19 protein-coding genes and 1 pseudogene are annotated in these 21,644 nt (G+C 71.7%); 11 read left to right on the top strand and 9 right to left on the bottom strand.

What is annotated here, in order from left to right; translation table 11 throughout:
• Window positions 1–71 precede the first annotated feature (71 nt).
• Complete coding sequence (locus tag MTF65_RS09885; RefSeq protein ID WP_243628145.1) at window positions 72–1,208, top strand: pentapeptide repeat-containing protein; 1,137 nt, start codon at window positions 72–74, stop codon at window positions 1,206–1,208.
• 80 nt (window positions 1,209–1,288) lie between these two features.
• Here MTF65_RS09885 and MTF65_RS09880 read toward each other — a convergent pair whose 3' ends face one another.
• The gene (locus MTF65_RS09880; protein ID WP_243628144.1) at window positions 1,289–2,404 is read right to left on the bottom strand and encodes a right-handed parallel beta-helix repeat-containing protein; all 1,116 of its coding nucleotides are present in this window, start codon (window positions 2,402–2,404) and stop codon (window positions 1,289–1,291) included.
• 174 nt (window positions 2,405–2,578) lie between these two features.
• On the opposite strand from MTF65_RS09880, the pseudogene MTF65_RS09875 reads away from it, so the two are divergent.
• Window positions 2,579–3,154, top strand: a pseudogene (locus MTF65_RS09875) (IS5 family transposase); the annotation flags it as partial.
• Here the strand turns inward: MTF65_RS09875 and MTF65_RS09870 are convergent.
• From MTF65_RS09870 to MTF65_RS09860, 3 genes are all read right to left on the bottom strand, one after another.
• A complete protein-coding gene (locus tag MTF65_RS09870; protein ID WP_243628143.1) occupies window positions 3,152–3,355 on the bottom strand; it encodes a DUF397 domain-containing protein in 204 nt (67 codons plus the stop codon). The pseudogene MTF65_RS09875 and the gene MTF65_RS09870 overlap by 3 nt on opposite strands.
• Window positions 3,352–4,209, bottom strand: coding sequence for a helix-turn-helix transcriptional regulator (locus MTF65_RS09865; RefSeq protein WP_243628642.1), 858 nt, complete (start codon window positions 4,207–4,209; stop codon window positions 3,352–3,354). Before MTF65_RS09865 ends, MTF65_RS09870 begins: the two co-directional genes overlap by 4 nt.
• Before the next feature lie 139 nt (window positions 4,210–4,348).
• Entirely contained in the window at window positions 4,349–5,578 is a 1,230-nt protein-coding gene (locus MTF65_RS09860; RefSeq protein WP_243628142.1) for a transposase, read from the bottom strand.
• 136 nt (window positions 5,579–5,714) lie between these two features.
• On the opposite strand from MTF65_RS09860, the gene MTF65_RS30205 reads away from it, so the two are divergent.
• Entirely contained in the window at window positions 5,715–5,849 is a 135-nt protein-coding gene (locus MTF65_RS30205) for a hypothetical protein (protein ID WP_279398797.1), read from the top strand.
• Here MTF65_RS30205 and MTF65_RS09855 read toward each other — a convergent pair.
• Window positions 5,846–8,896 carry a bifunctional [glutamine synthetase] adenylyltransferase/[glutamine synthetase]-adenylyl-L-tyrosine phosphorylase gene (locus MTF65_RS09855; RefSeq protein WP_243628140.1) on the bottom strand — a complete coding sequence of 1,017 codons (3,051 nt, stop codon included), beginning with the start codon at window positions 8,894–8,896 and terminating at the stop codon, window positions 5,846–5,848. The genes MTF65_RS30205 and MTF65_RS09855 overlap by 4 nt on opposite strands.
• A 388-nt stretch (window positions 8,897–9,284) precedes the next feature.
• Here MTF65_RS09855 and MTF65_RS09850 point away from each other — a divergent pair, with 388 nt between their 5' ends.
• The 3 genes from MTF65_RS09850 to MTF65_RS09840 all read left to right on the top strand — a co-directional run bounded on the left by MTF65_RS09850 (window position 9,285) and on the right by MTF65_RS09840 (window position 14,644).
• Window positions 9,285–11,549, top strand: coding sequence for a PIG-L family deacetylase (locus MTF65_RS09850; RefSeq protein ID WP_243628139.1), 2,265 nt, complete (start codon window positions 9,285–9,287; stop codon window positions 11,547–11,549).
• Window positions 11,550–11,782: 233 nt separating this feature from the next.
• On the top strand, window positions 11,783–13,855 hold the full coding sequence (locus MTF65_RS09845) for a PIG-L family deacetylase (RefSeq protein ID WP_243628138.1): 2,073 nt from the start codon (window positions 11,783–11,785) through the stop codon (window positions 13,853–13,855).
• Window positions 13,856–13,984: 129 nt separating this feature from the next.
• The gene (locus MTF65_RS09840; protein WP_243628136.1) at window positions 13,985–14,644 is read left to right on the top strand and encodes a response regulator; all 660 of its coding nucleotides are present in this window, start codon (window positions 13,985–13,987) and stop codon (window positions 14,642–14,644) included.
• A gap of 27 nt (window positions 14,645–14,671) precedes the next feature.
• Here MTF65_RS09840 and MTF65_RS09835 read toward each other — a convergent pair whose 3' ends face one another.
• The 3 genes from MTF65_RS09835 to MTF65_RS09825 all read right to left on the bottom strand — a co-directional run bounded on the left by MTF65_RS09835 (window position 14,672) and on the right by MTF65_RS09825 (window position 17,411).
• Window positions 14,672–15,328 carry a histone deacetylase gene (locus MTF65_RS09835; RefSeq protein ID WP_308407131.1) on the bottom strand — a complete coding sequence of 219 codons (657 nt, stop codon included), beginning with the start codon at window positions 15,326–15,328 and terminating at the stop codon, window positions 14,672–14,674.
• Between the two features lie 53 nt (window positions 15,329–15,381).
• On the bottom strand, window positions 15,382–15,645 hold the full coding sequence (locus MTF65_RS09830; RefSeq protein ID WP_243628134.1) for a hypothetical protein: 264 nt from the start codon (window positions 15,643–15,645) through the stop codon (window positions 15,382–15,384).
• Between the two features lie 404 nt (window positions 15,646–16,049).
• Window positions 16,050–17,411 carry a glutamine synthetase family protein gene (locus tag MTF65_RS09825; protein ID WP_030238655.1) on the bottom strand — a complete coding sequence of 454 codons (1,362 nt, stop codon included), beginning with the start codon at window positions 17,409–17,411 and terminating at the stop codon, window positions 16,050–16,052.
• Window positions 17,412–17,584: 173 nt separating this feature from the next.
• Between MTF65_RS09825 and MTF65_RS09820 the strand changes: the two genes are divergently transcribed.
• From MTF65_RS09820 to MTF65_RS09805, 4 genes are all read left to right on the top strand, one after another.
• The gene (locus MTF65_RS09820) at window positions 17,585–18,076 is read left to right on the top strand and encodes a hypothetical protein (protein ID WP_243628133.1); all 492 of its coding nucleotides are present in this window, start codon (window positions 17,585–17,587) and stop codon (window positions 18,074–18,076) included.
• Window positions 18,077–18,148: 72 nt separating this feature from the next.
• Entirely contained in the window at window positions 18,149–18,799 is a 651-nt protein-coding gene (locus MTF65_RS09815; protein ID WP_243628131.1) for a DUF3105 domain-containing protein, read from the top strand.
• A gap of 152 nt (window positions 18,800–18,951) precedes the next feature.
• Window positions 18,952–19,572: a DUF305 domain-containing protein gene (locus tag MTF65_RS09810; protein WP_243628640.1), complete on the top strand. Its 621-nt coding sequence runs from the start codon at window positions 18,952–18,954 to the stop codon at window positions 19,570–19,572.
• 183 nt (window positions 19,573–19,755) lie between these two features.
• Window positions 19,756–20,175, top strand: a complete 420-nt coding sequence (locus MTF65_RS09805) for a CBS domain-containing protein (protein WP_243628128.1) — start codon at window positions 19,756–19,758, stop codon at window positions 20,173–20,175.
• 53 nt (window positions 20,176–20,228) lie between these two features.
• On the opposite strand, the gene MTF65_RS09800 is transcribed toward MTF65_RS09805, so the two are convergent.
• On the bottom strand, window positions 20,229–21,236 hold the full coding sequence (locus MTF65_RS09800) for an alpha/beta fold hydrolase (RefSeq protein WP_243628639.1): 1,008 nt from the start codon (window positions 21,234–21,236) through the stop codon (window positions 20,229–20,231).
• Between MTF65_RS09800 and MTF65_RS09795 the strand changes: the two genes are divergently transcribed.
• Window positions 21,216–21,638 carry a hypothetical protein gene (locus MTF65_RS09795; protein ID WP_243628696.1) on the top strand — a complete coding sequence of 141 codons (423 nt, stop codon included), beginning with the start codon at window positions 21,216–21,218 and terminating at the stop codon, window positions 21,636–21,638. The genes MTF65_RS09800 and MTF65_RS09795 overlap by 21 nt on opposite strands.
• Window positions 21,639–21,644 lie beyond the last annotated feature (6 nt).

Raw genomic sequence — 21,644 nt, 5'->3', positions numbered from 1 at the left:
TCCGAGGAGGAGGCGTGCCGCCCTGCGATCATGTGCACATGGATACGGGGGGATCTACTCATGACCGCCGCATGCCGGTCGCCTCACGGCGGCGGCGGGTCATTTCCGCTCTTCTCGCGGTGGCGGCAGTGGTGGCCGTGCTCACCGCGCTGACCGTAGTGGTCGTGGTGCTGCCGGGGCTGGTGGTCGAGCGCGATCTCGGCGGGGCCAGGATCTCGGCCGCTGAACGGCTCGGAGCTGTGAACAACGTACGCACGACGCTCGTGCAGGCGGTCGGTGGCGCTGTCGTCCTCTTCGGCGCGTATGCCACCTGGCGGCAGTTGAGGGTCAACCAGGAGGGGCTGAACGCCACCCGGGAGGGACACATCACCGACCGCTTCAGCCGGGCGGTCGACCAGCTCGGCAGTGAGAAGACGGACGTGCGGATCGGCGGCCTCTACGCACTGTGGCGGATAGCGGACCATTCGGCTCACGACCGGGAGGCGGTCATCTCGATCAAGGCCGCGTTCCTCCGCACTCACGTGCCATGGCCTCCGCAGGGGCAGGACTCCCCAGCGGCGGAAGCCTCCATCAACTCCGTGCCTCCGCTGGAGACCCGTGCCCCCGATGCCCAGGTGGCGCTCACCGGCCTCGGAGTCTTGTGCCAGGAACGCCGGCCCGACTGGCTCAACGTCAGCTACACCGACCTGCGTCGGGCCGACTGCGACGGACTGTGGCTGCACCACATCAACTTCGACGGCGCCTGCTTGGAAGCGGCGAGCATCTACCAGGTCAACCTGACCAAGGCATCGCTGATCGCGGCCAACATGCGGCACGTGGAGCTCGGGACGTCGATTCTCCACCAGAGCCGCTGCGTCGAAGCCGACCTGCGCGGCGCTCGCATGGTCAGGACCGACCTCCGCGAGGCTGACTTCACCGGGGCCGACCTGCGGGAGGCGAATCTGCGCAAGGCGCGGGGCCATGGCACCAAGTTCACCGGCGCGGATCTGAGACTGGCTGACCTCCGAGGAACCGACCTCACCGGTGCCGACCTGACACGGGCGAATCTGGAGGGCGCACTGGCAAGCGACGTCACCATCTGGCCGACAGGCTTCGACTTCCAGGCGGCCGGCGTCGTCATGGTCGAGGACCCCGGCACCGAGCCGAGCATCCTGCTGCAAGCCGCCGCGCTCGCGAGGAACGTCCCGCCCCTGCACTCGGCGTCTTGATTTACGGCTGGCTTCCCCGGACGCTTCGCGACCGGGTCCACCGGACACCCCCTAGCCGCGCTACCCAGCCCGGGGGGAGATTACGGATTCACGGTTGCCGTGGCCGTGAAACCGCAGCACTCGAAGGTCTCTACCGGCGCGCCCGAGGTCTGCGTGATGCGTACGCCGTCCAGCACCGCGTGCGTATCGACCGACGCCGCGACGACTGCGACACCGTGCACCCCGCCCCTGATCCGGTCCTTCCGGACCGTGAACGAACCGTCCTGGAGGGCGATTCCGACGTACGAGCTCCGCTGGATGTCGTTGTGGCCGATGTCGATCCCCCCGCCCGCCACGTAGATCCCGACCTGGTTGCCGACGAGTCGGTTGTGCTGCACGACGGTGCCAGGTGTGTCGGCGACGATGCCCGCGTGCTGGAATTCGTTGAAGAAGTCGGGGCCGCAGCCCGGGTCGGGCTCCCGGCACTGGTTGTCGCTGACGGTACTGCGGGTGACGCGGCCGACCCCGCCGGCGACGAACTCGATGCCGTCGGTGGACAGCTTCGGGTGTCCGGTGACGGTGGTGTTCTCGATGGTGGCGGTGGACCCCTCGTTGAGGACGACCACGCCCGCGCCCTGGTAGTCCGTGATCTTGGTGTTGTGGATGGTCGCCGAACCCGTACCGGTCGGCACGTCCCCGATGAGGATCGCGTTCGCGCTGCGGAAGCAGGGCGCGGCGGGGGTGTCGGTGATGTGGGTGACGGCGGCGTGGTCCAGGTCGAGATGCGCGCCCCCGAGCACGCGGATGCCGGAGCCGAGTGCGCCGTTGTCGCACGTGCCGGAGCCCGGCCCACTGACGGCGAGCCGGGACAGCGCGACGGACGCACCGTCGTGGATCTCGACGATCGAGGTGCCGCCGTCGTCGCCGGGAGTCAGTGTCTGCGGGGCCTGGATCGTCGTCTTCCGGTCGCCCGAGCCGGTGATCGACACGTACTTGCCGATCACCACTTGCTCGCGGTAGATACCTGGCTGGACGGTGATCCGGTCACCGGGGTCGGCGGCGTTGACCGCTGCCTGGATCGTCGGATAGTCCCTGGGCACCACGAGGTTGTGCGACCCATCGGCCGACGCCGACGCCGGCGCCAGCGGGCAGACGGCGATTGCCGTGATGACGCAGAGGCCCAGCCGGGCGGCGGTTCTGATCAGTGGGTTTGGCATTCCGATTCCGCTCTCGTGCGGTACTCACACAGTGGATCCGGGGGGGGTCCCGGGACCCGCCTGCCGGACGCCCCCGGCGGCGCTGCCAACCTATTCACGGCGGTGAGCACAAGGCGGTCCCGGATGTCCGACACGGGTTCCGTTTCCCTCTGCCGGCCCAGCGAGGGCAACCCTTGGTCCGCCCGGACAGGGGCCCAAGGCTTGTCTGATGGGCCATGGCAGACGGTGTACCAGCGGTTCTGCCGTTGGGAGTCGGACGACACGCGGGCCCGGCTGCTGGAGCATGTTCAAGTCCGCGACGACGCCGGGGAGGGCTGACCACCAAGGTGCACCTCGCTGTGGACGGCCGGGGCCTGCCGCTGTCGATCGTGCTCACGCCCGGCAATGTCAACGACGCCACCGCGTTCGCCCACGTCCTCGACGGGATCCGCGTCCAGCGTGCCGCCATGGGTCGGCCCCGCACGACACTGGAGCGCGTGCTGCGACAAGGCCTACTCCAGCAGGGCGATCCGCCACCTGCTTCGGCGCCGGGGCATCGCCGCAACGATCCCCGAGCGCCGCGACCAGGCCGCCAACCGCAGGCGTCGCGGAACCCGCGGCGGCCGACCACCGGCCTTCGACAAGGCCGTCCACCGAGACCGCAACGTGGTCGAACGATGCTTCGCGCGCCTCAAGCAGTTCCGTGCGATCGCCAGCCGGTTCGACAAACTCGCCGTCCGCTACCGAGCCGGACTCGTTCTGGCCTCCCTAGCCCGCCGCGTACCCGAGGAATCCGGCCCAGGCGGCAGGCGCCACGGCCAGGCGGTCGCCGTCGGGGAGCTTGGAGTCCCGGACGAGGACCGCTTCCGGCATCACGGCTACCTCGACGCAGTCGTTGCTGCTGCTGGCGCTGTAGCTGCTCTTGACCCAGTCCAGTGCGGAAAGGCCGCCGACCGAGGGCTTGATGCTCATGTCTCTCCCAGCACTTTCTCGATGAACGCTCTCGACTGCCGAGGGTTGAGAGCCTGCGAACGGATGATCCCATACCGGAGTTCGAGGATCTGGATCTCCTTCGCGTTCGTGATCAGGCGGCTGAGCAACTGCGCCTCGACGTACCCGACCGTCGAACCGTCCTTGAGCCTCAAGACGTCGATCTGACCGCCCATCCCCGCGTGATCCTCGCAGTCCAGCGGCATCACCTGAATCTCGACGTTGCGTAGCCGAGCGATGTCGAGCAGATGCTCCAACTGCCTGCGGAGTACGTCCCGCCCGCCGATCGTCCGCTCCAGCGTCGCCTGCTCCAGGACGAAGGTCAGCGCTGGTAGCGGCTGCCGGTGAAAGATCTCCTGTCGCGCCATCCGGGCAGCAACGTGTCGCTCCACCTCGTCCGGCGAGAAGGCCGGCCGCCGGATCTCGTACAGCGCCCACGCGTACTCCTCGGTCTGGAGCAGTCCGTGCAGGTTGTGGTTCCCGTACGCGCCGAGCTCGACCGCGTCTGACTCCAACTTGGCCAGGTCTCGGACCTTCTTGGGGTAGCGGGCCTTTTCGACATCGGCCTTCATGGCGGCGATTTTCCCGCCGCCGCCCAGGATCCGGTCCGCCTTGTCCAGGTACTCCGGGCGTGGAATTCTGGCTCCGCGCTCGATCTTGTAGATCAGGTCCGGCCCGTATTCCATCCGCTGCGCGAACTTCGCACAATCGAGTCCGGCCGACTCGCGCCACATTTTCAACTGGCGGCCGACGGCGGCGACAACCGCTCCCGATTCGTCCTCCGGATCAAGCGCCCAACTCGACTCAGTCGACTCATCGGCGCTGTCTGCGCTCACAACCACCTCCGCGGGCCCCGCTGCTGCCTCACTCCTGTTCAGGTTACGCACGGCTCTCACCATGCCGAGTCACTTGAATCCTCCCCTCCCTGAAGGGAGGGGATTCCTCACCCTCCAGGGCTGATCGGGGATTTCTAGCTCAGGCAGCCACTTGGGGCTGCGCCCCAAGTGGTCTTACGCCCTCAGCACCAGCCGGGTTGAGACCAGCCCGGACCAGCATGACGCGGGCGGAGTTCTTGTCCCTGGGGGACACGGCTCCGCACGCGGTGCAGGCATACGTTCGTTCCGAGAGAGGTAGCGCGTGCTTGGTTCTCGCTCCGCACTGCGCGCAGTCCATGGTGGTATGCGCGGGGTGTACCAGGTGCACGGCCCGTCCGTGCTTTCGGCCCATCGCGATCAGGGCCGCCTTCGTCGCGGAGATCGCCGCGTCGGCCGCCTTCCTGGCCATGGTGGACTTGGCGAGGAACTTCGGCCGGAAGTCCTCCACCGCCAGGGCGTCGTGGTCGCGCACGACCTTCTTGGCCCACTTGCGGCCGGTGTCCTGGCGCTGACGGGCGACCTTCTTGTGGATCTTCGCCGTCAGCCTCTTCGCCACCCGGTAGCCCTTCGAGCCGGGCTTGCCCTTCGGCGGCTTACGGCGGGCCATCATCCGCTGATAGCGGGCGAGCCTGACGGCGGTGTTCTTGCCGTGCTGGGCGTGGGGCAGGTCGTGGTCGTCGGATGTGGTGGTCGCGGTCTCGCGCACGCCCCAGTCGATACCGATCACGGCACCGGTTGCCGGGAGCGGCCGCACCTCGGCGGGAACGACGAAGGAGCAATACCAATGCCCGAGGCTGTCCTGGTAGACACGCACGCTGGACGGTGCGGCGGGCAGTTCCCGCGACCACACCACGGTCAGGGCGATCCCGCCCGCCAGGTGCAGCTTCCCGTCCTTGAGGCGGAAGCCGTTGCGGTTGTAGTTCAACGACGGGCGCGCTTCCCGCTTCTTCTTCCACCTGGGCATCCCCGCCCGCTGCCGCATCGGCAGACGGTCCTTGATGTCCTTCTGTGCCTTCGCGCGGGACTTCCCGAAATCCCGGATCAACTGCTGCTGCGGAACGCTGGAGCCCTCATGGAGCCAGCTGTTCGTCTTGCGGGCCTCGGTCAGCATCTTGTCGAGCTGCCCCGGACCGCACGTCCGCTTGTCCACACCCTCGGGCCGGCGCTTGTTCCACAGGTGCGTCTGCTTCGACTTCGCGCAGCACTCGTTCCAGATCCACCGGCACCGATCCCACTCGCCCAGCAGTCCGGCGAGCGCGGCGGACGACACGCGAAGCCGGTAGGTGAACCGGGCGTACCCGGCACCGTCAGCGGCGGCCGTCGTCGTCATGATCCGACCGTAGCGCCACGCTCTCCGCGTCTCTGCTCGGATTCTCCGACGATCCCACGAACGAGTGACCGATCACGCACGGAACGACCGGCGATCCCTCACCGATCACCACGACGACGGATGAGCGGGCGTTCCTGTGAACGGCCGAGGCGACGACGAACGGGACGGGCAGAGCGCCTTCGAGCTGAACCTGCGGGAATGGATGGCCCAGGACGCGGCGGCCGCATGGCTGCCCGCCGGGCGGGACGGGACGGCGGCGCCGTCCTGCTAGGCCCCGTAGAACAGCTCGTCCACGACCGCGCGGGCGCGGCGGGTGGTGCGGCGGTAGTCGTCCAGCATCTCGCCGACCGTGCCCTCCGCGTATCCCAGGTAGCGGCCCACGGCGGCCAGTTCTCGGGCCCCGGCGGGGAAGGTGTCCCCGGCGCGGCCGCGGACCAGCATGACGGCGTTGCGGACCCGGGTGGCGAGTACCCACGCCTCGTCCAGGATCTGCGCCTCCTCGGTCGGGATCAGCCCGGCCGCCTGGGCGGCGGCCAGGGCCTCCCGGGTGCGGGTGGTGCGCAGGCCGGGCTCCGCCCAGGCGTGCCGCATCTGGATCAGCTGGACGGTCCATTCGACGTCGCTGAGCCCGCCGCGGCCGAGTTTGGTGTGCAGGGTCGGGTCGGCGCCGCGCGGCATCCGCTCCGACTCCATGCGGGCCTTGAGACGGCGGATCTCCCGTACGGCGTCCTCGCCGAGTCCTTCCATCGGGTAGCGCAGCGGGTCGATCAGGTCGATGAAGCGCCGGCCCAGGTCGGCGTCGCCCGCGACCGGTTCGGCGCGCAGCAGGGCCTGGCTCTCCCAGGTCAGGGACCAGCGCCGGTAGTACGCGGCGTAGGAGGCGAGGGTACGGACCAGGGGGCCGGAGCGGCCCTCGGGGCGCAGGTCGGCGTCGATGAGCAGCGGCGGGTCGGTGGTGGGGAGCTGGAGCAGTCGGCGCATTTCGGCGATGACGGTCTGGGCGGCCCTCGCGGCCTCCTGTTCCTCGACGCCCTCGCGGGGTTCGTGGACGAAGAGGACGTCGGCGTCGGAGCCGTAGCCGAGTTCGTGGCCGCCGAAGCGGCCGACGCCGATGATCGCGAAGCGGGTGGGGAGGGTGTCGCCCCAGTGGCTGTGGACGGCGGCGCGCAGGGCTCCGGCGACGGTGGCGGCGGTGAGGTCGGAGACGGCGCTGCCGACCCGGTCGACGAGGGCTCCGGGGTCCTCCACGGCGGGGCTGTCCTCCGTACCGTACGAGCCGATGATGTCGGCGGCGGCGGTACGGAACAGCTCCCGGCGGCGGACACCCCGGGCGGCGGCGACGGCGGCCTCGGGGTCCCCGGCGCGTCCGACGGCGGCGAGCACCTCCTGTTCGAGGGCTTCGTGCGTACGGGGGAGCAGCCCTTCGGGGTCCCCGAGCAGGGCGACGGCCTCGGGGGCGCGCATGAGCAGGTCGGGGGCGAGGCGTCCGGCGGAGAGGACGCGGGCGAGGTTCTCGGCGGCGGCGCCCTCGTCGCGCAGCAGCCGCAGGTACCAGGGGGTCTTGCCGAGGGCGTCGGAGACCTTGCGGAAGTTGAGCAGGCCGGCGTCCGGGTCGGCGGAGTCGGCGAACCAGCCGAGCAGGACCGGCAGCAGGGTTCGCTGGATGGCGGCCTTGCGGCTGACGCCGGAGGTGAGGGCTTCGAGGTGGCGCAGGGCGGAGGCCGGGTCGGCGTATCCGAGGGCTTCGAGGCGTTGCCCGGCGGCGCGCGGGGAGAGCCGGGTCTCGCCGGGGGTGAGCTGGGCGACGGCGTCGAGGAGCGGTCGGTAGAAGAGCTTCTCGTGGAGGCGGCGGACCACGGAGGTGTGCCGGCGCCAGGCCCTGGTGAGCTCGGAGACGGGTTCGGTGCGCAGGCCCAGGGAGCGGCCGAGGCGGCGCAGGTCGTTCTCGTCCTCGGGGACGAGGTGGGTGCGGCGCAGCCGGTAGAGCTGGATGCGGTGTTCCATGGCGCGCAGGAACCGGTACGCGTCGTGCAGCTGGGCGGCGTCGGCGCGGCCGACGTAGCCGCCGGCGGCGAGGGCCTGGAGGGCGTCGAGGGTGGCGCCGGAGTGCAGGGTGGCGTCGGAGCGGCCGTGTACGAGCTGGAGCAGCTGGACGGCGAACTCGACGTCGCGCAGGCCGCCGGGGCCGAGTTTGAGTTCGCGCTCGACCTGGGCGGCGGGGATGTTGTCGACGACGCGGCGGCGCATCTTCTGGACGTCGGCGACGAAGTTCTCGCGTTCGGCGGCCTGCCAGACGAGGGGCGTTATGGCGTCGATGTACTGGGCGCCGAGTTCGGCGTCGCCGGCCACCGCGCGGGCCTTGAGCAGGGCCTGGAACTCCCAGGTCTTGGCCCAGCGTTGGTAGTAGGCCAGGTGGGAGGCGAGAGTGCGGACGAGGGGCCCGTTGCGGCCTTCGGGCCGCAGGTTGGCGTCGACGGGCCAGATGGTGCCTTCGATGGTGGTCTCGGAGCAGATCCGCATGAGGTGGGAGGCGAGCCGGGTGGCGGCCTGGATCGCCTTGCCCTCGTCGGCGCCGTTGGCCGCGTTGGCCGCGCCGGCCCCGTTGGCCGTGCCGGCACCGCCAGCGGTGCCTGCGGTGCCTGCGGTATCGCCCACGAAGATCACGTCTACGTCGGACACGTAGTTCAGCTCGTTGCCGCCGCACTTGCCCATGGCGATGACGGCGAGCCGGCAGGCGGCCGCGTCCTCGGGGGCGGCCGCACTGGCGATCCGCAGGGCCGCGCGGAGGGTGGCGGTGGCGAGGTCGGCGAGTTCGGCGGCGGTCTGGGCGAGGTCGATGGTGCCGCAGACGTCGCGGGCGGCGATGGACAGCAGGCAGCGGCGGTAGGCGACGCGCAGCGCGACGGGGTCGCGGGCTTCGGCCAGTCCGTGTTCGAACTCGGCGAGTCCGGGGTGCAGATCGGCGGCCTCGTAGGTGACGAGGGCCCGCCAGTCCTGCGGGTGGCGGGCGAGGTGGTCGCCGAGGGCCTCGGAGGCGCCGAGTACGCCGAGCAGCCGGTCGCGCAGCGGTTTGGCGCTGACGAGGGTGTCGAGGAGCACGGGGAGCTGGGCCGGGGACTGCGCCTCGGCGATCCGTACGAGGCCGCGCAGGGCGAGGTCGGGGTCGGCGGTGGCTCCGAGGGCGTCGAGGAGCACGGGATCGGTGCGTACGGCGGCCAGTACGCCGGAGTCGAGCAGCCGGGCCGCGGCCGAGGGGTCGGTGAAGCCGCTGCGGAGCAGCCGGATGAAGGTGCTGCTCCTGCGTCCCGGGACTGTCATCCCGCCGCCTCCCGCGTCCGTCGGTGCCAGTGGCGCGGCCTGCCCTGACATGCCCTGGGGCGAGCCTAAGCGGTCTCGGGGAAGTGAGGTGCGTCTCGGCGTCGTCCGGTGCGGTGCCGTCGTCCGGGGCGGCGCCTCGGGGGGGTGCGGTGCCGTCGCCCGGTGCGGTGCCTCGGGGGGCAACGCCGTCGTCCGGTGCGGTGCCTCGGGGGCAGTGCCTCGGCGGGTGTGCCCGGGCTCGTCAAGGTGGCTCTTGTCTCATCGTCCGGGGTGGGTGTTCGACCGGTCTGCGCGATTACCATGAGCCGACTTATTGGATTATCGGAAGAATTGGGGACCTTTCGATCTTGTGGGGCACGCTCCCCGCCTGACGGCCCGGAGGAGTCCCATGCCCGACGACGCACGCCCCAGCACGGGCAACACGGGCAGCACGGGCAGCACGGGCTCCCGGCGCGCCCACCCCCACTGGAACCGGCTGGTCAAGGCCGTCGCCTTCGCCGCGGCCACCGCCGCCGGCAGCATGCTCATACTCCGGGGGAACGAGGCCCTCACCGGGCTCGCCTCCCCCACCGTCCCCGACGCCAGGCCCCTGTCGGCCGCGGCGGCACCCGCCGAGGCCCCGGACCCGGGCCGCGCGCTCCAGATCGTCGCGCACCCCGACGACGACCTCTATTTCATGAACCCGGACCTGCGGTACTCCATAACCGCCGGCCGCCCCGTGACCTCGGTCTACCTGACCTCCGGCGAGGCCGACGGCGTCAACGCCGGAGCCGCCGGGAAGTCCTCCACCGCGCCGGACAAGCCCGCCTACGCCGAGGCCCGCCAGAACGGCATCCGCGCCGCCTACGCCAAGATGGCCACCGGCGACCGCGGCAGCGCCTGGAAGCGCACCGTCCTGCCGACCGACGGCGGCGGCCTCGCCGAGGTGGACGTCCTCGTCGCCAAGCCCGAGGTCAACCTCGTCTGGCTCCAGATGCGCGAGGCCGGCAACGTATGGGCCGACCGCCCCGACAGCCTGCACGGCCTGTGGGACGGCCGGGTGGACCGCCTGGAGTCGATGCTCGCCTCCGGCACCCCGGTCAGGCAGCCGTTCACGTACACCAAGGACCAGATCGTCCGGACCCTCGTGGGCGTGCTGGCGCGGTACAAGCCGACGACGGTGCGGATGCAGGACCCGACCCCCGGCCGGCACCCCGACACCGAGCGGTACACCGACCACCAGGACCACCTCTACGGGGCCCGGTTCGCACAGGCCGCCCTCGCCGCGTACGCGGAGGAGGTGAAGGACCGCCCGCACTTCGCGGTGCAGAACTACCTCGGATATCCCAACGGCTCCCTCCCCAGCTCCCTGGACCCGGCCGAAGCCGGGGAGAAACTGGACATCCTGGACACCTATGCCTGGCTCGACCGGAGCAACCACTGCGGCAGCGAGGCCGGCTGCGGCGACCTCAAGGTGGCCGACCACCCCGCCGGCAACAACTGGGCACAGTCCATCAACTACGCCCGCGGCACCAGCACCTCCTGGCTGACCTCCGACCGGGAGCACGGCCTGTGGGCGTTCAAGGTGCTCGACGGCCAGGTCGCCGTCTGGCACCGGGCCGGCCTGCTCGGCCTCTGGAGCGGACCCGGCCTGCTCCCCGGCAGGGGCATGGACCCGGGCATCTCCACCGTGACCCTGCCGGACGGCCGGATCGCCGCCTTCGGCACCCGCACCTCCTTCGGCGCCGGGCCCGCGCAGTACACGCGGGAGGTCGTCTACGCCGTCCAGCGCGCCCCCGGCTCCGAGCAGTTCGGGGACTGGCAGTCGCTGGGTACCCCCGAGGCCTCCGACGAGGAGTGGACCTCCGACATCAGCGCCCCGGCCGTCTCCCTCGACGGCACCGGGCAGCCGGCGGTGTACGTCCGCGACGGCGCGTACACCCTGCGCGGGCGGGTACGGGCGGCGGACGGCGGCTGGGGTCCGTGGCAGCGGTACGGCGGCACCGGTCTGCACGGCACCCCGGTCACCGCCACCGACGCCGCCGGGCGGCGCATGGTGTTCGCCGGCACCGCCATGTCGGTGGTGGGCTGGGTCCAGCCGAAGCCGGGCGCCCCGCTGGGCCCGGCCACCGGGACCGGGCTGCCGGACACCGCGCTCCCGCTCACGGCGCAGGGCCGCGAGGGCGGGGTGCGGCTGTGGTTCCGCAAGCCGGGCTCGGGCAATGTCCGTACCGCCCTGATGACGGCGGCGGGCGGATCGAAGGGCGCGTCGAAGGGCGGGTCGAAGGGCGCGGCGGCGGGCGGGTCCAAGGGCGGTTCGAAGGGCGCGGCGCAGGGCGCGGCAGCGGGCGCGGCGCAGGGCGGGCTGAAGGTGAGCGGCCTCACCGACCTCGGCGGGCTCTCGGGCTTCGGCGCGGTGACCGCGAGCGGGCACCTGCTCGCGGCGCGCGCGGCGGGCGGACAGCTGGGCTCCGAGATCGGCTCGGGGCGGCCGTGGGAGCGCTCGCGGCTGATGTTCGTCGGCTCGCCCTCCAGCACGATGACCGGCCGGAACATGGTCAGCCTGGCGGTGGTGGGGCTCGACGCGCGGCTGTACGTGACCTCCTCGGCGGACGCCCCGGGCGCATATCTGGCGCCGTGGCAGCCGGTGGGGCCGCGCAACACGGCGCCGTAGAACCGCAGGTGCCCTCACGGACCCACGGACCCACGGACCCACGGACCACATGATCGCCAGGTGTTTCCCGGGCGTACACCTGGAGCAAAACTGCACACGGCACCATCACATCCGGTCGCTTTCGGAAGCAACGGAGTCATCGGCGCATTCGGCGAACCAAGTTCCCCGTATGGCCCTCTCTCTGACTGCACAGCGGTTTTCCCGCCCGGAACGCGCACCCGGAGGCGTGACTGATGCCCGTAGCCCGCCGTCATGTCCTCGCGGCTCTGCTCACCGTGCTCACCGCGGGCACCACCGGCGTGCTCGCCGTCGCCTCGGGACAGCAGACCTCCGCCGAGGCCGCCGGTGAGAAGACCCCGGCCACCGTCGGCCCGGTCAGCACGACGGCCGGTACGGTCGTGCAGATCGTCGCCCACCCGGACGACGACCTGTTCTTCATGAACCCCGACCTCAGCCGGTCCCTGATGGCCGGCAGCCGGCTCACCACCGCCTACCTCACCTCCGGCGAGTCCGACGGCCGCAACGAGGCCCGCGGCGCCTCCGCCAAGGACCCGGCGCAGCCCGCCGACCGCACGCACTACGCGGAGGCCCGGCAGAACGGCATCCGCGCCGCGTACGCCCAGATGGCCACCGGCGACCGCACGAGTGCGTGGCGGCGCACGGTCATACCCACCGCCGGCGGCGGGTACGCCGAGCTCGACGTCCTCATCGCCAAGCCCGAGGTCAACCTGGTCTTCCTGCAACTGCGCGAGGCCCGCAGCCCGTCCGGGGACAACCCGGAGAGCCTGCACGGACTGTGGGACGGCCGGATATCCCGGCTCGGTGCCCAGTTGACCGCCGGAACGCCCGTCAAGAAGCAGTTCACGTACACGAAGGACCAACTGACGGCGGCGATAGCCGGAATCCTGGAGCGGTACAAGCCGACGACGATACGGATGCAGGATCCGACGCCGGGCCGGTACGAGGACACCGGCAAGTACACCGACCACCAGGACCACATGTACGGCGCCCGCTTCGTGCAGGCCGCCACCGCGCGCTATGCCCTGGTGGGGGACCGCCCGCGGTTCTCGGTACAGAACTACCTCGGCTACCACAACGGCACCCTGCCGCACGCCCTGGACCCGCAGACGGCCGAGGCGAAGATCGGCTACCTGAAGACCTACGCCTGGCTCGACCACTCGGACTACTGCGGCAGCCCCTCGGGCTGCGGTGACCGCAAGGTGGCCGGCAGCCCCACGGGGCGCAACTGGGCCCAGTCGCTGCGCTACGCGCGCGCCGACGGCACCTCCTGGCTGGCGGAGGGCATGGACGGCAGGCTGTGGGCCTTCGCCGCCCTGGACGGCCGGATGGCGGTGTGGGAGCGCGAGCGGGACCGCTGGACCGGCCCCGCCCTGCTGCCCGGTACGGGCATCGACCCGGGCGCCTCCACCGCCCGCTTCCCCGACGGCCGCCTCGCGGTGCTCGCCACCCGGACCGTCCTCGGCGACCGGCCGCAGGACTACCGGCGCGAGGTCGTGTACGCCGTCCAGTCGGCGCCCGGCGGGCCGTTCGGGGCGTGGCAGTCGCTCGGCACCCCCGAGCGGGAGGACGAGCACAGCACCTCCGCGATCAGCGGGCCGTCGGCCGCCGTGGACCAGGACGGCCGCCTGACGGTCTACGTCCGCGACGCGCGCCGCACCCTGCGCGCCCGCGTCCAGGAGCCGTCGGGCGCCTTCACCGACTGGCAGCGGCTCGGGGGCTGGGACCTGCAGAGCGACCCGGTGACGGCGGTCGACGCGGCCGGACGGCGCCACGTGTACGTCACCAACACGCGCTCCGTGCTGGCCTGGATCCAGCCCTCGCCGGGCGCCCCGGTCCAGGGCCCCTTCCCGACACACCTCCCGGCCACCACGGTCCCGCTCTCCGCCGCCCGGGACGGCGCGGGGGTCCGGCTCTGGTTCCGCCGGCCCGACTCGGGGGTCGTGCGCAGCGCCCTGGTCACGGCGGGCCGCGGCTCCGGCAAGCCGTCGGTCTCCCGGGTCAGCGAGGCGGGCGGCCGGGCCGGCTACGGCGCGGTGAGCGTCGCGGGCCGCCTCGTCGCGGGCCGCGCGGACACCGGCACGGTCAGCACGGCGACCCTCGGCGGACCGCCCGCGTGGACGCAGTCCCGGATGCTCTACGCCGGCGCCCCGGCCGCCATCCTCGACCCGGCGGGCGTCACCACGACGGCGGTCCTGGGCCTGGACGCCGAACTCCACGTCACCACCACCCCGCCCACCGGCACCACCCACCCGACCTGGCACCTGGCGGTACCGCGCCTGCCGTGAGGCGGCGTGGGGGCGTTGCGGCCGGCCTTCGCGCGCGCCGAGCCGGTCCTCGGACCGGCGAGGTGCGACGATCACCCCGACTCCGACTCAAACTCCGACTCCGACTCCTCGACGGCACCAGGGGGCGTGATGCAGGACACCGCAGACCTGATCGACGCGCTGACGGCCCTGGCGTGGCCGCTCATCGCCGGCCTGGCGCTGTGGCGGCTGCTCCCCGTCATCGAGGGCATCATCAAATCCCGGGGATTCACCGTGAAGGTGGGCGCGGCGGAGCTGACGGTCCAGGAGATCTCGGACAAGCTCCTGCGGACCACGACGGACATCCAGGGCAAACTGGCCTCGGTCAGCACCTCCTCCCCCTCCACTTCAGATCTCGAATCGCTTCCCGTGCCCCTCCTGCGACGGATCCTCTGGGTGGACGACAACCCGTCGAACAATGCCTACGAGGCGGCCCAGCTGGAGGCCCTGGGCGTGGAGGTGGTCCAGGTCACGTCGACACGCGAGGCCCTCACGGCCCTGTCGGCGCCGACACCCCCGTTCGACGCCGTCCTCTCCGACATGGGCCGCGACGAGGACGGCACCTTCCACCAGGACGCGGGCCTGAAGCTGGCCAAGGCACTCCGCGCGCGGGGGGACAGCGTCCCGGTGTTCATCTACTCCACCGCCACGCAAACCTGGAAGCCCGACATCCTCACCTCCGGCGCCAACGGCCTCGCCACCACCTCCACAGCCCTCTTCGAGCTCCTGCGCGGGGTGGGCGAATTCCCCCGCGAGGCGGAGACGGCTTAACTCACGCCTGGCAGTGTCAGGCGGACGTCATGTCAGGAGATCCGTGATCTGTTCGGCGCTCCAATGACCTGCCGCGCCTGGGCATTCCGAGAGGTAGCCGGCAATGGACCGCTCGTTCCAGGGGCCGGACTCCAACATGCCCGCCGCGAGATGCTTCACGTAGGCGGCGGACGGCTTGACCCAGTCCACTTCGCCCATGGCCCAGGGTGCCGTGAAGGTCAGCAGCGGGATTCCTTCCAGAGCGCCCGAACAGATCAGCGTCTCGTACCGGCCCGGCCCCAATACGTCCCGCCCCGAACGCAGGACCTCGGTGAGATCGACGTCGGCCCCGGGCTCCCGGTACATCTCCTGGGCGACGATGTCGGAAAACTGCTGCGCCGTCACCAGGTGGGCGCGTGCGCGCACTCGGCCCCGCGCCGTCGGATCGTAGAAGCCCCTGCCGCCCGTCCACACCGGAGACTCCGTGGCGAAGTACAGCCGCCCTCGCAGCTCAACGGGCACCGACCGCTCCGGCGCACGGCGGTCACGGCATCCGGGATACCTGCGCGAGGCACCCGGAGGAGTGCCCCCGGCCATGTAGAAGGCTAAGCGGGCCATGTGCATGTTCGAGCCGTATGACGTGTACCAGATCAGCTCAGGCGCAGTCCCGTCGATACGAGCCGCTTCCACCGCGCGTACGCTCACCCGCCCCACGCTCGCACCCGGAAGCGACCACTCTCCGCCAGCACGCCGAAGGGCTAATCGCCCGAGAAGGCAATCCGCAGGTCCCGGTCGGCACGGCACCGAAGGCCCCAGGCCAACACTGTCACCATGACCTCACGCTCGGCACTCGTCAGCCGAGCGAAATCCGAACCTTCCAGCTCCCGCACCATCTGGTCCACGGCCTCACCGCGCAGAACGGTGTCCCCGTACGGATCGATGCCGGCGAAAGTGGGCAGTCGGTGCTGGCCGAGCCTCCGAATGGCCACCCAGAACTCGTCGACGACGAGCCGCTCCAGCACCCCTGTCGCTGGCACCGGCCCGGCCTTTCGCCCCGTCCTAGACGCGGAGACCCCACGCCGAAGTTCCATGACGAGCCCCACGCCAGCCCCCTTCTTCTTCCTCAGGCCTGACAACAGTCCCCTCCGGCCTGACACGGAGGCCGATTCTCCATGGTCCGAAAGAAACGGCCTAAGCCCCGCGTACGGACTGTGTGGTCAGCCAATGGTGAGGAAGGTGTTCCAGCCGTCCTCGTCCCGCCCGATCGCCTCGCCGTAGGTGGTGGTTGCGCCGGGTCTACAAGGCCTCGGGTTCCGCGTCGGACGGCCCACAGACGGCCCAGGGCCAGTGAGACGACTCCGGGCCGGTGGTCATTGACCACCGGCCCGGAGTGCCGTGCGCGGCCCGCAGGGGCTTCGACCTGGTGTTACAGGACCGGGAGGTTTTTGCGGAGTTCGAAGGCGGTGACCTCCGAGCGGTATTCCTCCCACTCCTGCTTCTTGTTGCGCAGGAAGAAGTCGAAGACGTGTTCGCCGAGGGTTTCGGCGACCAGTTCGCTGCGTTCCATGAGGGAGATGGCCTCGCCGAGGTTCTGCGGGAGGGGTTCGATGCCCATCGCGCGGCGTTCGGCGTCGGAGAGGGCCCAGACGTCGTCGTCGGCGCCCGCCGGGAGTTCGTAGCCCTCCTCGATGCCCTTCAGGCCGGCGGCCAGGAGGACGGCGTACGTGAGGTACGGGTTCGCGCCGGAGTCGATCGAGCGGACCTCGACGCGCGAGGAGCCGGTCTTGCCCGGCTTGTACATCGGGACGCGGATCAGGGCCGAGCGGTTGTTGTGGCCCCAGCAGATGTACGAGGGGGCCTCGCCGCCGGAGCCGGCCGTGCGGGAGGAGCCGCCCCAGATGCGCTTGTAGGAGTTGACCCACTGGTTGGTGACCGCCGCCGTCTCCGCCGCGTGGCGCAGGAGGCCCGCGATGAAGGAGCGGCCGACCTTGGACAGCTGGTACTCGGCGCCCGACTCGTAGAAGGCGTTGCGGTCGCCCTCGAAGAGGGAGAGGTGGGTGTGCATGCCGGAGCCCGGGTACTCGGAGAACGGCTTCGGCATGAAGGTGGCCTGGACGCCCTGTTCCAGCGCGACCTGCTTCATGACCAGGCGGAAGGTCATGATGTTGTCGGCCGTGGAGAGCGCGTCGGCGTAGCGGAGGTCGATCTCCTGCTGGCCCGGGGCGCCCTCGTGGTGGCTGAATTCGACGGAGATGCCCATGGATTCGAGCATGGTGATCGCCTGGCGGCGGAAGTCCATGCCCACGTTCTGCGGGGTGTGGTCGAAGTAGCCGGAGTTGTCCGCCGGAACCGGACGGGATCCGTCCAGCGGCTTGTCCTTCAGTAGGAAGAACTCGATCTCCGGGTGGGTGTAGAAGGTGAAGCCCAGGTCGGAGGTCTTGGCCAGGATGCGCTTGAGCACGTAGCGCGGGTCCGCGAAGGACGGCGAGCCGTCCGGCATCAGGATGTCGCAGAACATCCGGGCGGTCCCGGGGGCCTCGGCGCGCCACGGCAGTATCTGGAAGGTGCTCGGGTCCGGCTTGGCGATCATGTCGGACTCGTAGACCCGCGCGAAGCCCTCGATCGCGGAGCCGTCGAAGCCGATGCCCTCGTCGAAGGCCTGCTCCAGTTCCGCCGGTGCGACCGCGACGGACTTGAGGAAGCCCAGTACGTCGGTGAACCACAGGCGCACGAAGCGGATGTCGCGCTCCTCGAGCGTCCGGAGGACGAATTCCTGCTGCTTGTCCATGCCTTCATCCTCGCAGTTCAGACGGCCTGTGCACCACTGCCGGGGGGATCGGGGGGCACAGTCGGGCGGGCCCAGTATCGCCAGCCGTGGTTTCCGCCACATTACGCACCCGGGAAAGCTCGTGGCACCCCGCACTGACCTCGGGTCGGTCATGAGCATTACCATCTGCGCCCATGGGGGGCTGGGAGTGTCGGGCGGACAGCGGGGGCCGGGGGCGTCCCGCCCTTCGTGCGTGCCCTCGGCGTGCCGCGCTGCTGCTGCTGGCCTTCGGGGTGCTGTTCGGCGCGTTGCTCCTGTGCGCGCGGCCCGGGGCCGCGGCCGGGCACGGGACCGGGCACGGGACCGGGCACGGGACCGGGCACGGGACCGGACACGGTGAGGTCCATGCCCAGGCCCATACCCATACCCATCATCCGGACGCGGTGACGGTGACGGCCGCCACGGTGGTGGCGCACGTCGTCTGCGACGTCCCCCACGACCTTCCGGGCTGCTCCGCCCGCCCGCACGTGAGCCCCGCGGTGCTGCCCGCCCCGACGCCCGCCGTCGCCGTGGCGGGGGCCGGGCCGGCGGTCCTGGTGCGCCCCGCGCGAACGGGGTGGAACCGGCCGCCCGGGACCCTCGCGCGCGCCCCCGACCTCCACGCCCTGCAAGTGCTGCGGACCTGACCGGTCCGGCGCCGTACCGCGCTCCACCGGATCCACCCCCTCCACCCCCCTCAGCAGAAGGAATACGGGCACATGGCCGGCAAGACCCCGCAGGACACCTCCCGCCAGGCGCGCATAGCCGAGATGCGCCGCGCCGAAAAGGCACGCGACCGGCGTAACAAGATCATCGCGATCACGGTCTCCTCGGCCGTCGTCGCCGGGCTGATCGGCTTCGGCGCCTGGGTGCTGATCGACCAGAAGCAGAAGGAGAAGGATGCCGAGGCGGCCCGCAAGGCGCCGGTCAACGGCGAGCAGACCTGGGAGGCCAAGGACCTGGGCCGCAAGCACGTCGAGACCCCGGTGAAGTACGAGATGAACCCGCCGGTCGGCGGGGACCACAACCCGCGCTGGATGAACTGCAACGGCGACGTGTACAAGAACCCGATCCCCGAGGTGAACGCCGTGCACTCGCTGGAGCACGGCGCGGTCTGGGTGACGTACAACGAGAAGGCCGCCCAGGGCGACCTGGACAAGCTCGCCGAGACGGTGGGCAAGACCCCGTACACGCTGATGAGCCCGGTCAAGGAGCAGACCGGCGCGATCATGCTCAGCGCGTGGGGCAAGCAGCTGACGGTGGACAACGCCTCCGATCCCCGGGTCGCGCAGTTCTTCACCAAGTACGTGCAGGGCCCGCAGACCCCCGAGCCGGGCGCGGCCTGCACGAACGGGCTGGCCGACAAGTGACCGGGTCGGACGGGTCGAGCCGGCCGGACGGGCCGGACGGGCCGGACGGGCCGGACGGGCCGGACGGGCCGGACGGGCCGGACGGGGCGAGCCGGCCCGACAGCCGCTCGCACCGTACGTACTGGGTCGCGGGCTCGGCCGTCGCGCTCGCGCTGCTGTTCGCGGTGGGCGCCACGGTCACGGCCGCGAGCGACAGCGGCGGCGGCGACCGGGCGTCCGGTACGTCGTCCCGCGCGCCCGGGCTCTACTCGCCGGACGCCGGCTTCGCCCGGGACATGGCGGTGCACCACCAGCAGGCGGTGGAGATGTCCTTCATCGTGCGCGACCGCACGCAGGACGAGCCGGTACGGAGCCTCGCCTACGACATCGCCAACACCCAGGCCAACCAGCGGGGCATGCTGCTGGGCTGGCTGGACCTGTGGGGGCTGCCGAAGGTGGTCGCGGACGAGCCGCCCATGTCCTGGATGGAATCCGGCGGACATCAGGGTCATGACATGGGTGCCGCCAAGCCCGGCGCGCTGATGCCCGGCATGGCCACCAAGGAGGAGCTCGCAGGGCTGGGCTCCGCCGACGGCCGCGACGCGGAGGTTCTCTACCTCCAGCTCATGACCGACCACCACAAGGGCGGCGTCGCGATGGCCCAGGGCTGCGCGCGCCAGTGCGCGACCCCGGCCGAGCGGGCGCTGGCCCAGGGCATGGTCGAGGCGCAGCAGTCGGAGCTCACCCTGATGGCCGACATGCTGAAGCAGCGCGGGGCCGCGCCGCGCGGGTGACGGGACACGCTCGTACGGTGGTGGGAGGCGCCCTCTCACCCGTACGGGCGTGTGCTCCACCGCGGCCGTCCGCCGCACGGGGCCGCCTGCCTGCGGCGTGGGGCCGAACGGCCGCATCGCGAGGGGGCGCCGGGCCGGGCGCTTCCGCGTCCGGCCCGAACGGCGAGCTCAGGAGGTTAAACGATGACCACCGCCGCAGACATCATGCACCCCGGGGCCCAGTGGATCCCCGCCACCGAGACGCTGGACCGGGCCGCTCAGCTGATGGCCCGCCTCAATGTGGGCGCCCTGCCCGTCAGCGACGCCGCGGAACGGCTGTGCGGCATCGTCACCGACCGCGACATCGTTGTGGGCTGTGTGGCCAAGGGCCAGGACCCGGCGAAGGTCACCTGCGGTGAGCTGTGTCAGGGCACTCCGCGCTGGATCGACGCGAACGCGGACGTGTCCGAGGTGCTGGACGAGATGGAGAGCCACCAGATCAAGCGGCTTCCGGTGATCAGGGACAAGAGGCTCGTCGGCATGATCAGCGAGGCCGACCTGGCCCAGCACCTTTCGGAGGACCAGATCGCGGGCTTCGTCGAGAAGGTCTACGCCAGGCACTGACCCCCGACCCCCGACCACTGGCCACTGGCCACTGGCCACTGGCCACTGATCTGCTACGCCGGGTGCTGTCCCAGCTCCCCCGCTCCGAGGACCGCCCGGGCCACCTGGTCCGGGCGGTCCAGCATGACCAGGTGCCCTGCCGGTTCGGCGACCTCGAAGCGGGCGCCGAGCCGGTCGGCCAGGTCCGCCTGACGGGCGAGCCAGCGCAGGGCGCCGGGGCGCGCGGAGCCGTCGTAGCCCGCCAGGACGCAGGCGGGCGCGGTCGGCGGGCGCCCGGCCGCTGCCGCCCGCAGCGCGAGCACCTCGGCGGCCATGTCGGGGTACCGGGAGTTCTCCAGCAGGGCTCCCCGCCAGACCCGGCCGGTGCGGTAGCAGCGGCGTACGAGGTCCCGCGCGGCCGGATCGGCCGGGTCTCCCCCGTCGGCCCGGGAGGACCCGTCGGCGCGGGAAGGCCCGTCGGCGCGGGAGGACCCGCCGGCCCGGGAGGGACCGGGGGCCTGGAAGGACCCGTCGGCCCGGGAAGCCCCGTCGGCTCGGGAAGCCCCGTCGGCGCGGGAAGCCCCCGGGACCCGGGAGGCCCGTACGGCGGTACGCCGGGCCAGGGGCCCGAGCGCGGCCGGGAGTCCGGCGGCGGTCACCGCGCGGCCGAGGGCGCGGGCGGCGCCGGTGCGCACGGCGGCGGACAGCAGCGTACGGGGGTCCTCCTCCACGCTGGAGTCGACCAGCACCAGAGCCGCGGTGCGCCCCGGGTACAGGCGGGCGAAGGCCTCGGCGTGGAATCCGGCGATGGAGTGCCCGACCACGGTGGCAGGTGCGCCCCCCAGGCCCAGCGCGTCCAGCAGCCCGGCGATCCGGCGGGCCTCCCCGGCGGCGCTCGGCGGGACGGCGGCGGGGGCGCTGAGGCCGTGCCCGGGACGGTCGAAGCGGACGACGGTGCGGCCCCGGGCGGCGAGCAGCGCGGCGACCGGGTCCCAGTCGAACCAGGCCATGGCGAGCCCGGCGCTGAGGACGACGGTCGGCCCGCTCCCCTCCACCACCACGTGCAGCGGCACCCCGTCCACGGCGACGAACCGGCCGGTCCCGCCGGTACCGGGACCGCCGGGGCGGCCGGGATGCCCGGGACCACCGGGGCGATTGGGGCGATCGGGACCGCCGGGACCACCGGAACCGCCAGGACCACCAGGACCACCGGTGCGACCAGGACCACCGGTGCGACCGGGACCACCGGTGCGACCGGGACCACCGGGACCACCGGGACGATCGGGATGATCGGGACGATCGGGACCGCCGATGCGATCGGCACTGGCGGTGCGACCGGGCCCGCCAGGACCACCCGGACCACCGGGGCGATCGGGACTGCCGGTGCGGTCTGGACCGGCGGGGCGATCGGGACCACCGGGGCGGCCGGGACCGGCGGTGCGGTCTGGACCGGCGGTGCGGTCTGGACCGGTGGGGCGGTCTGAACCGCC

The organism is Streptomyces sp. APSN-46.1 (assembly GCF_022815725.1).
In the GTDB taxonomy this organism is placed as follows: Bacteria; Actinomycetota; Actinomycetes; order Streptomycetales; family Streptomycetaceae; genus Streptomyces.
The sequence above is the reverse complement of the archived record's forward strand: the minus strand, read 5'-3'. Positions and strand labels throughout refer to the sequence as shown.

Excerpts from the sequence above, each read along its gene's own strand:
- MTF65_RS09820 (WP_243628133.1), top strand. The coding sequence starts at position 17,585 with ATGGGGGGCTGGGAGTGTCGGGCGGACAGCGGGGGCCGGGGGCGTCCC.
- MTF65_RS09850 (WP_243628139.1), top strand. The coding sequence starts at position 9,285 with ATGCCCGACGACGCACGCCCCAGCACGGGCAACACGGGCAGCACGGGC.
- MTF65_RS09885 (WP_243628145.1), top strand. The coding sequence starts at position 72 with ATGCCGGTCGCCTCACGGCGGCGGCGGGTCATTTCCGCTCTTCTCGCG.
- MTF65_RS09845 (WP_243628138.1), top strand. The coding sequence starts at position 11,783 with ATGCCCGTAGCCCGCCGTCATGTCCTCGCGGCTCTGCTCACCGTGCTC.
- MTF65_RS09840 (WP_243628136.1), top strand. The coding sequence starts at position 13,985 with ATGCAGGACACCGCAGACCTGATCGACGCGCTGACGGCCCTGGCGTGG.
- MTF65_RS09880 (WP_243628144.1), bottom strand. The coding sequence starts at position 2,404 with ATGCCAAACCCACTGATCAGAACCGCCGCCCGGCTGGGCCTCTGCGTC.
- MTF65_RS09815 (WP_243628131.1), top strand. The coding sequence starts at position 18,149 with ATGGCCGGCAAGACCCCGCAGGACACCTCCCGCCAGGCGCGCATAGCC.
- MTF65_RS09870 (WP_243628143.1), bottom strand. The coding sequence starts at position 3,355 with ATGAGCATCAAGCCCTCGGTCGGCGGCCTTTCCGCACTGGACTGGGTC.
- MTF65_RS09855 (WP_243628140.1), bottom strand. The coding sequence starts at position 8,896 with ATGACAGTCCCGGGACGCAGGAGCAGCACCTTCATCCGGCTGCTCCGC.
- MTF65_RS09825 (WP_030238655.1), bottom strand. The coding sequence starts at position 17,411 with ATGGACAAGCAGCAGGAATTCGTCCTCCGGACGCTCGAGGAGCGCGAC.
- MTF65_RS09860 (WP_243628142.1), bottom strand. The coding sequence starts at position 5,578 with ATGACGACGACGGCCGCCGCTGACGGTGCCGGGTACGCCCGGTTCACC.
- MTF65_RS09805 (WP_243628128.1), top strand. The coding sequence starts at position 19,756 with ATGACCACCGCCGCAGACATCATGCACCCCGGGGCCCAGTGGATCCCC.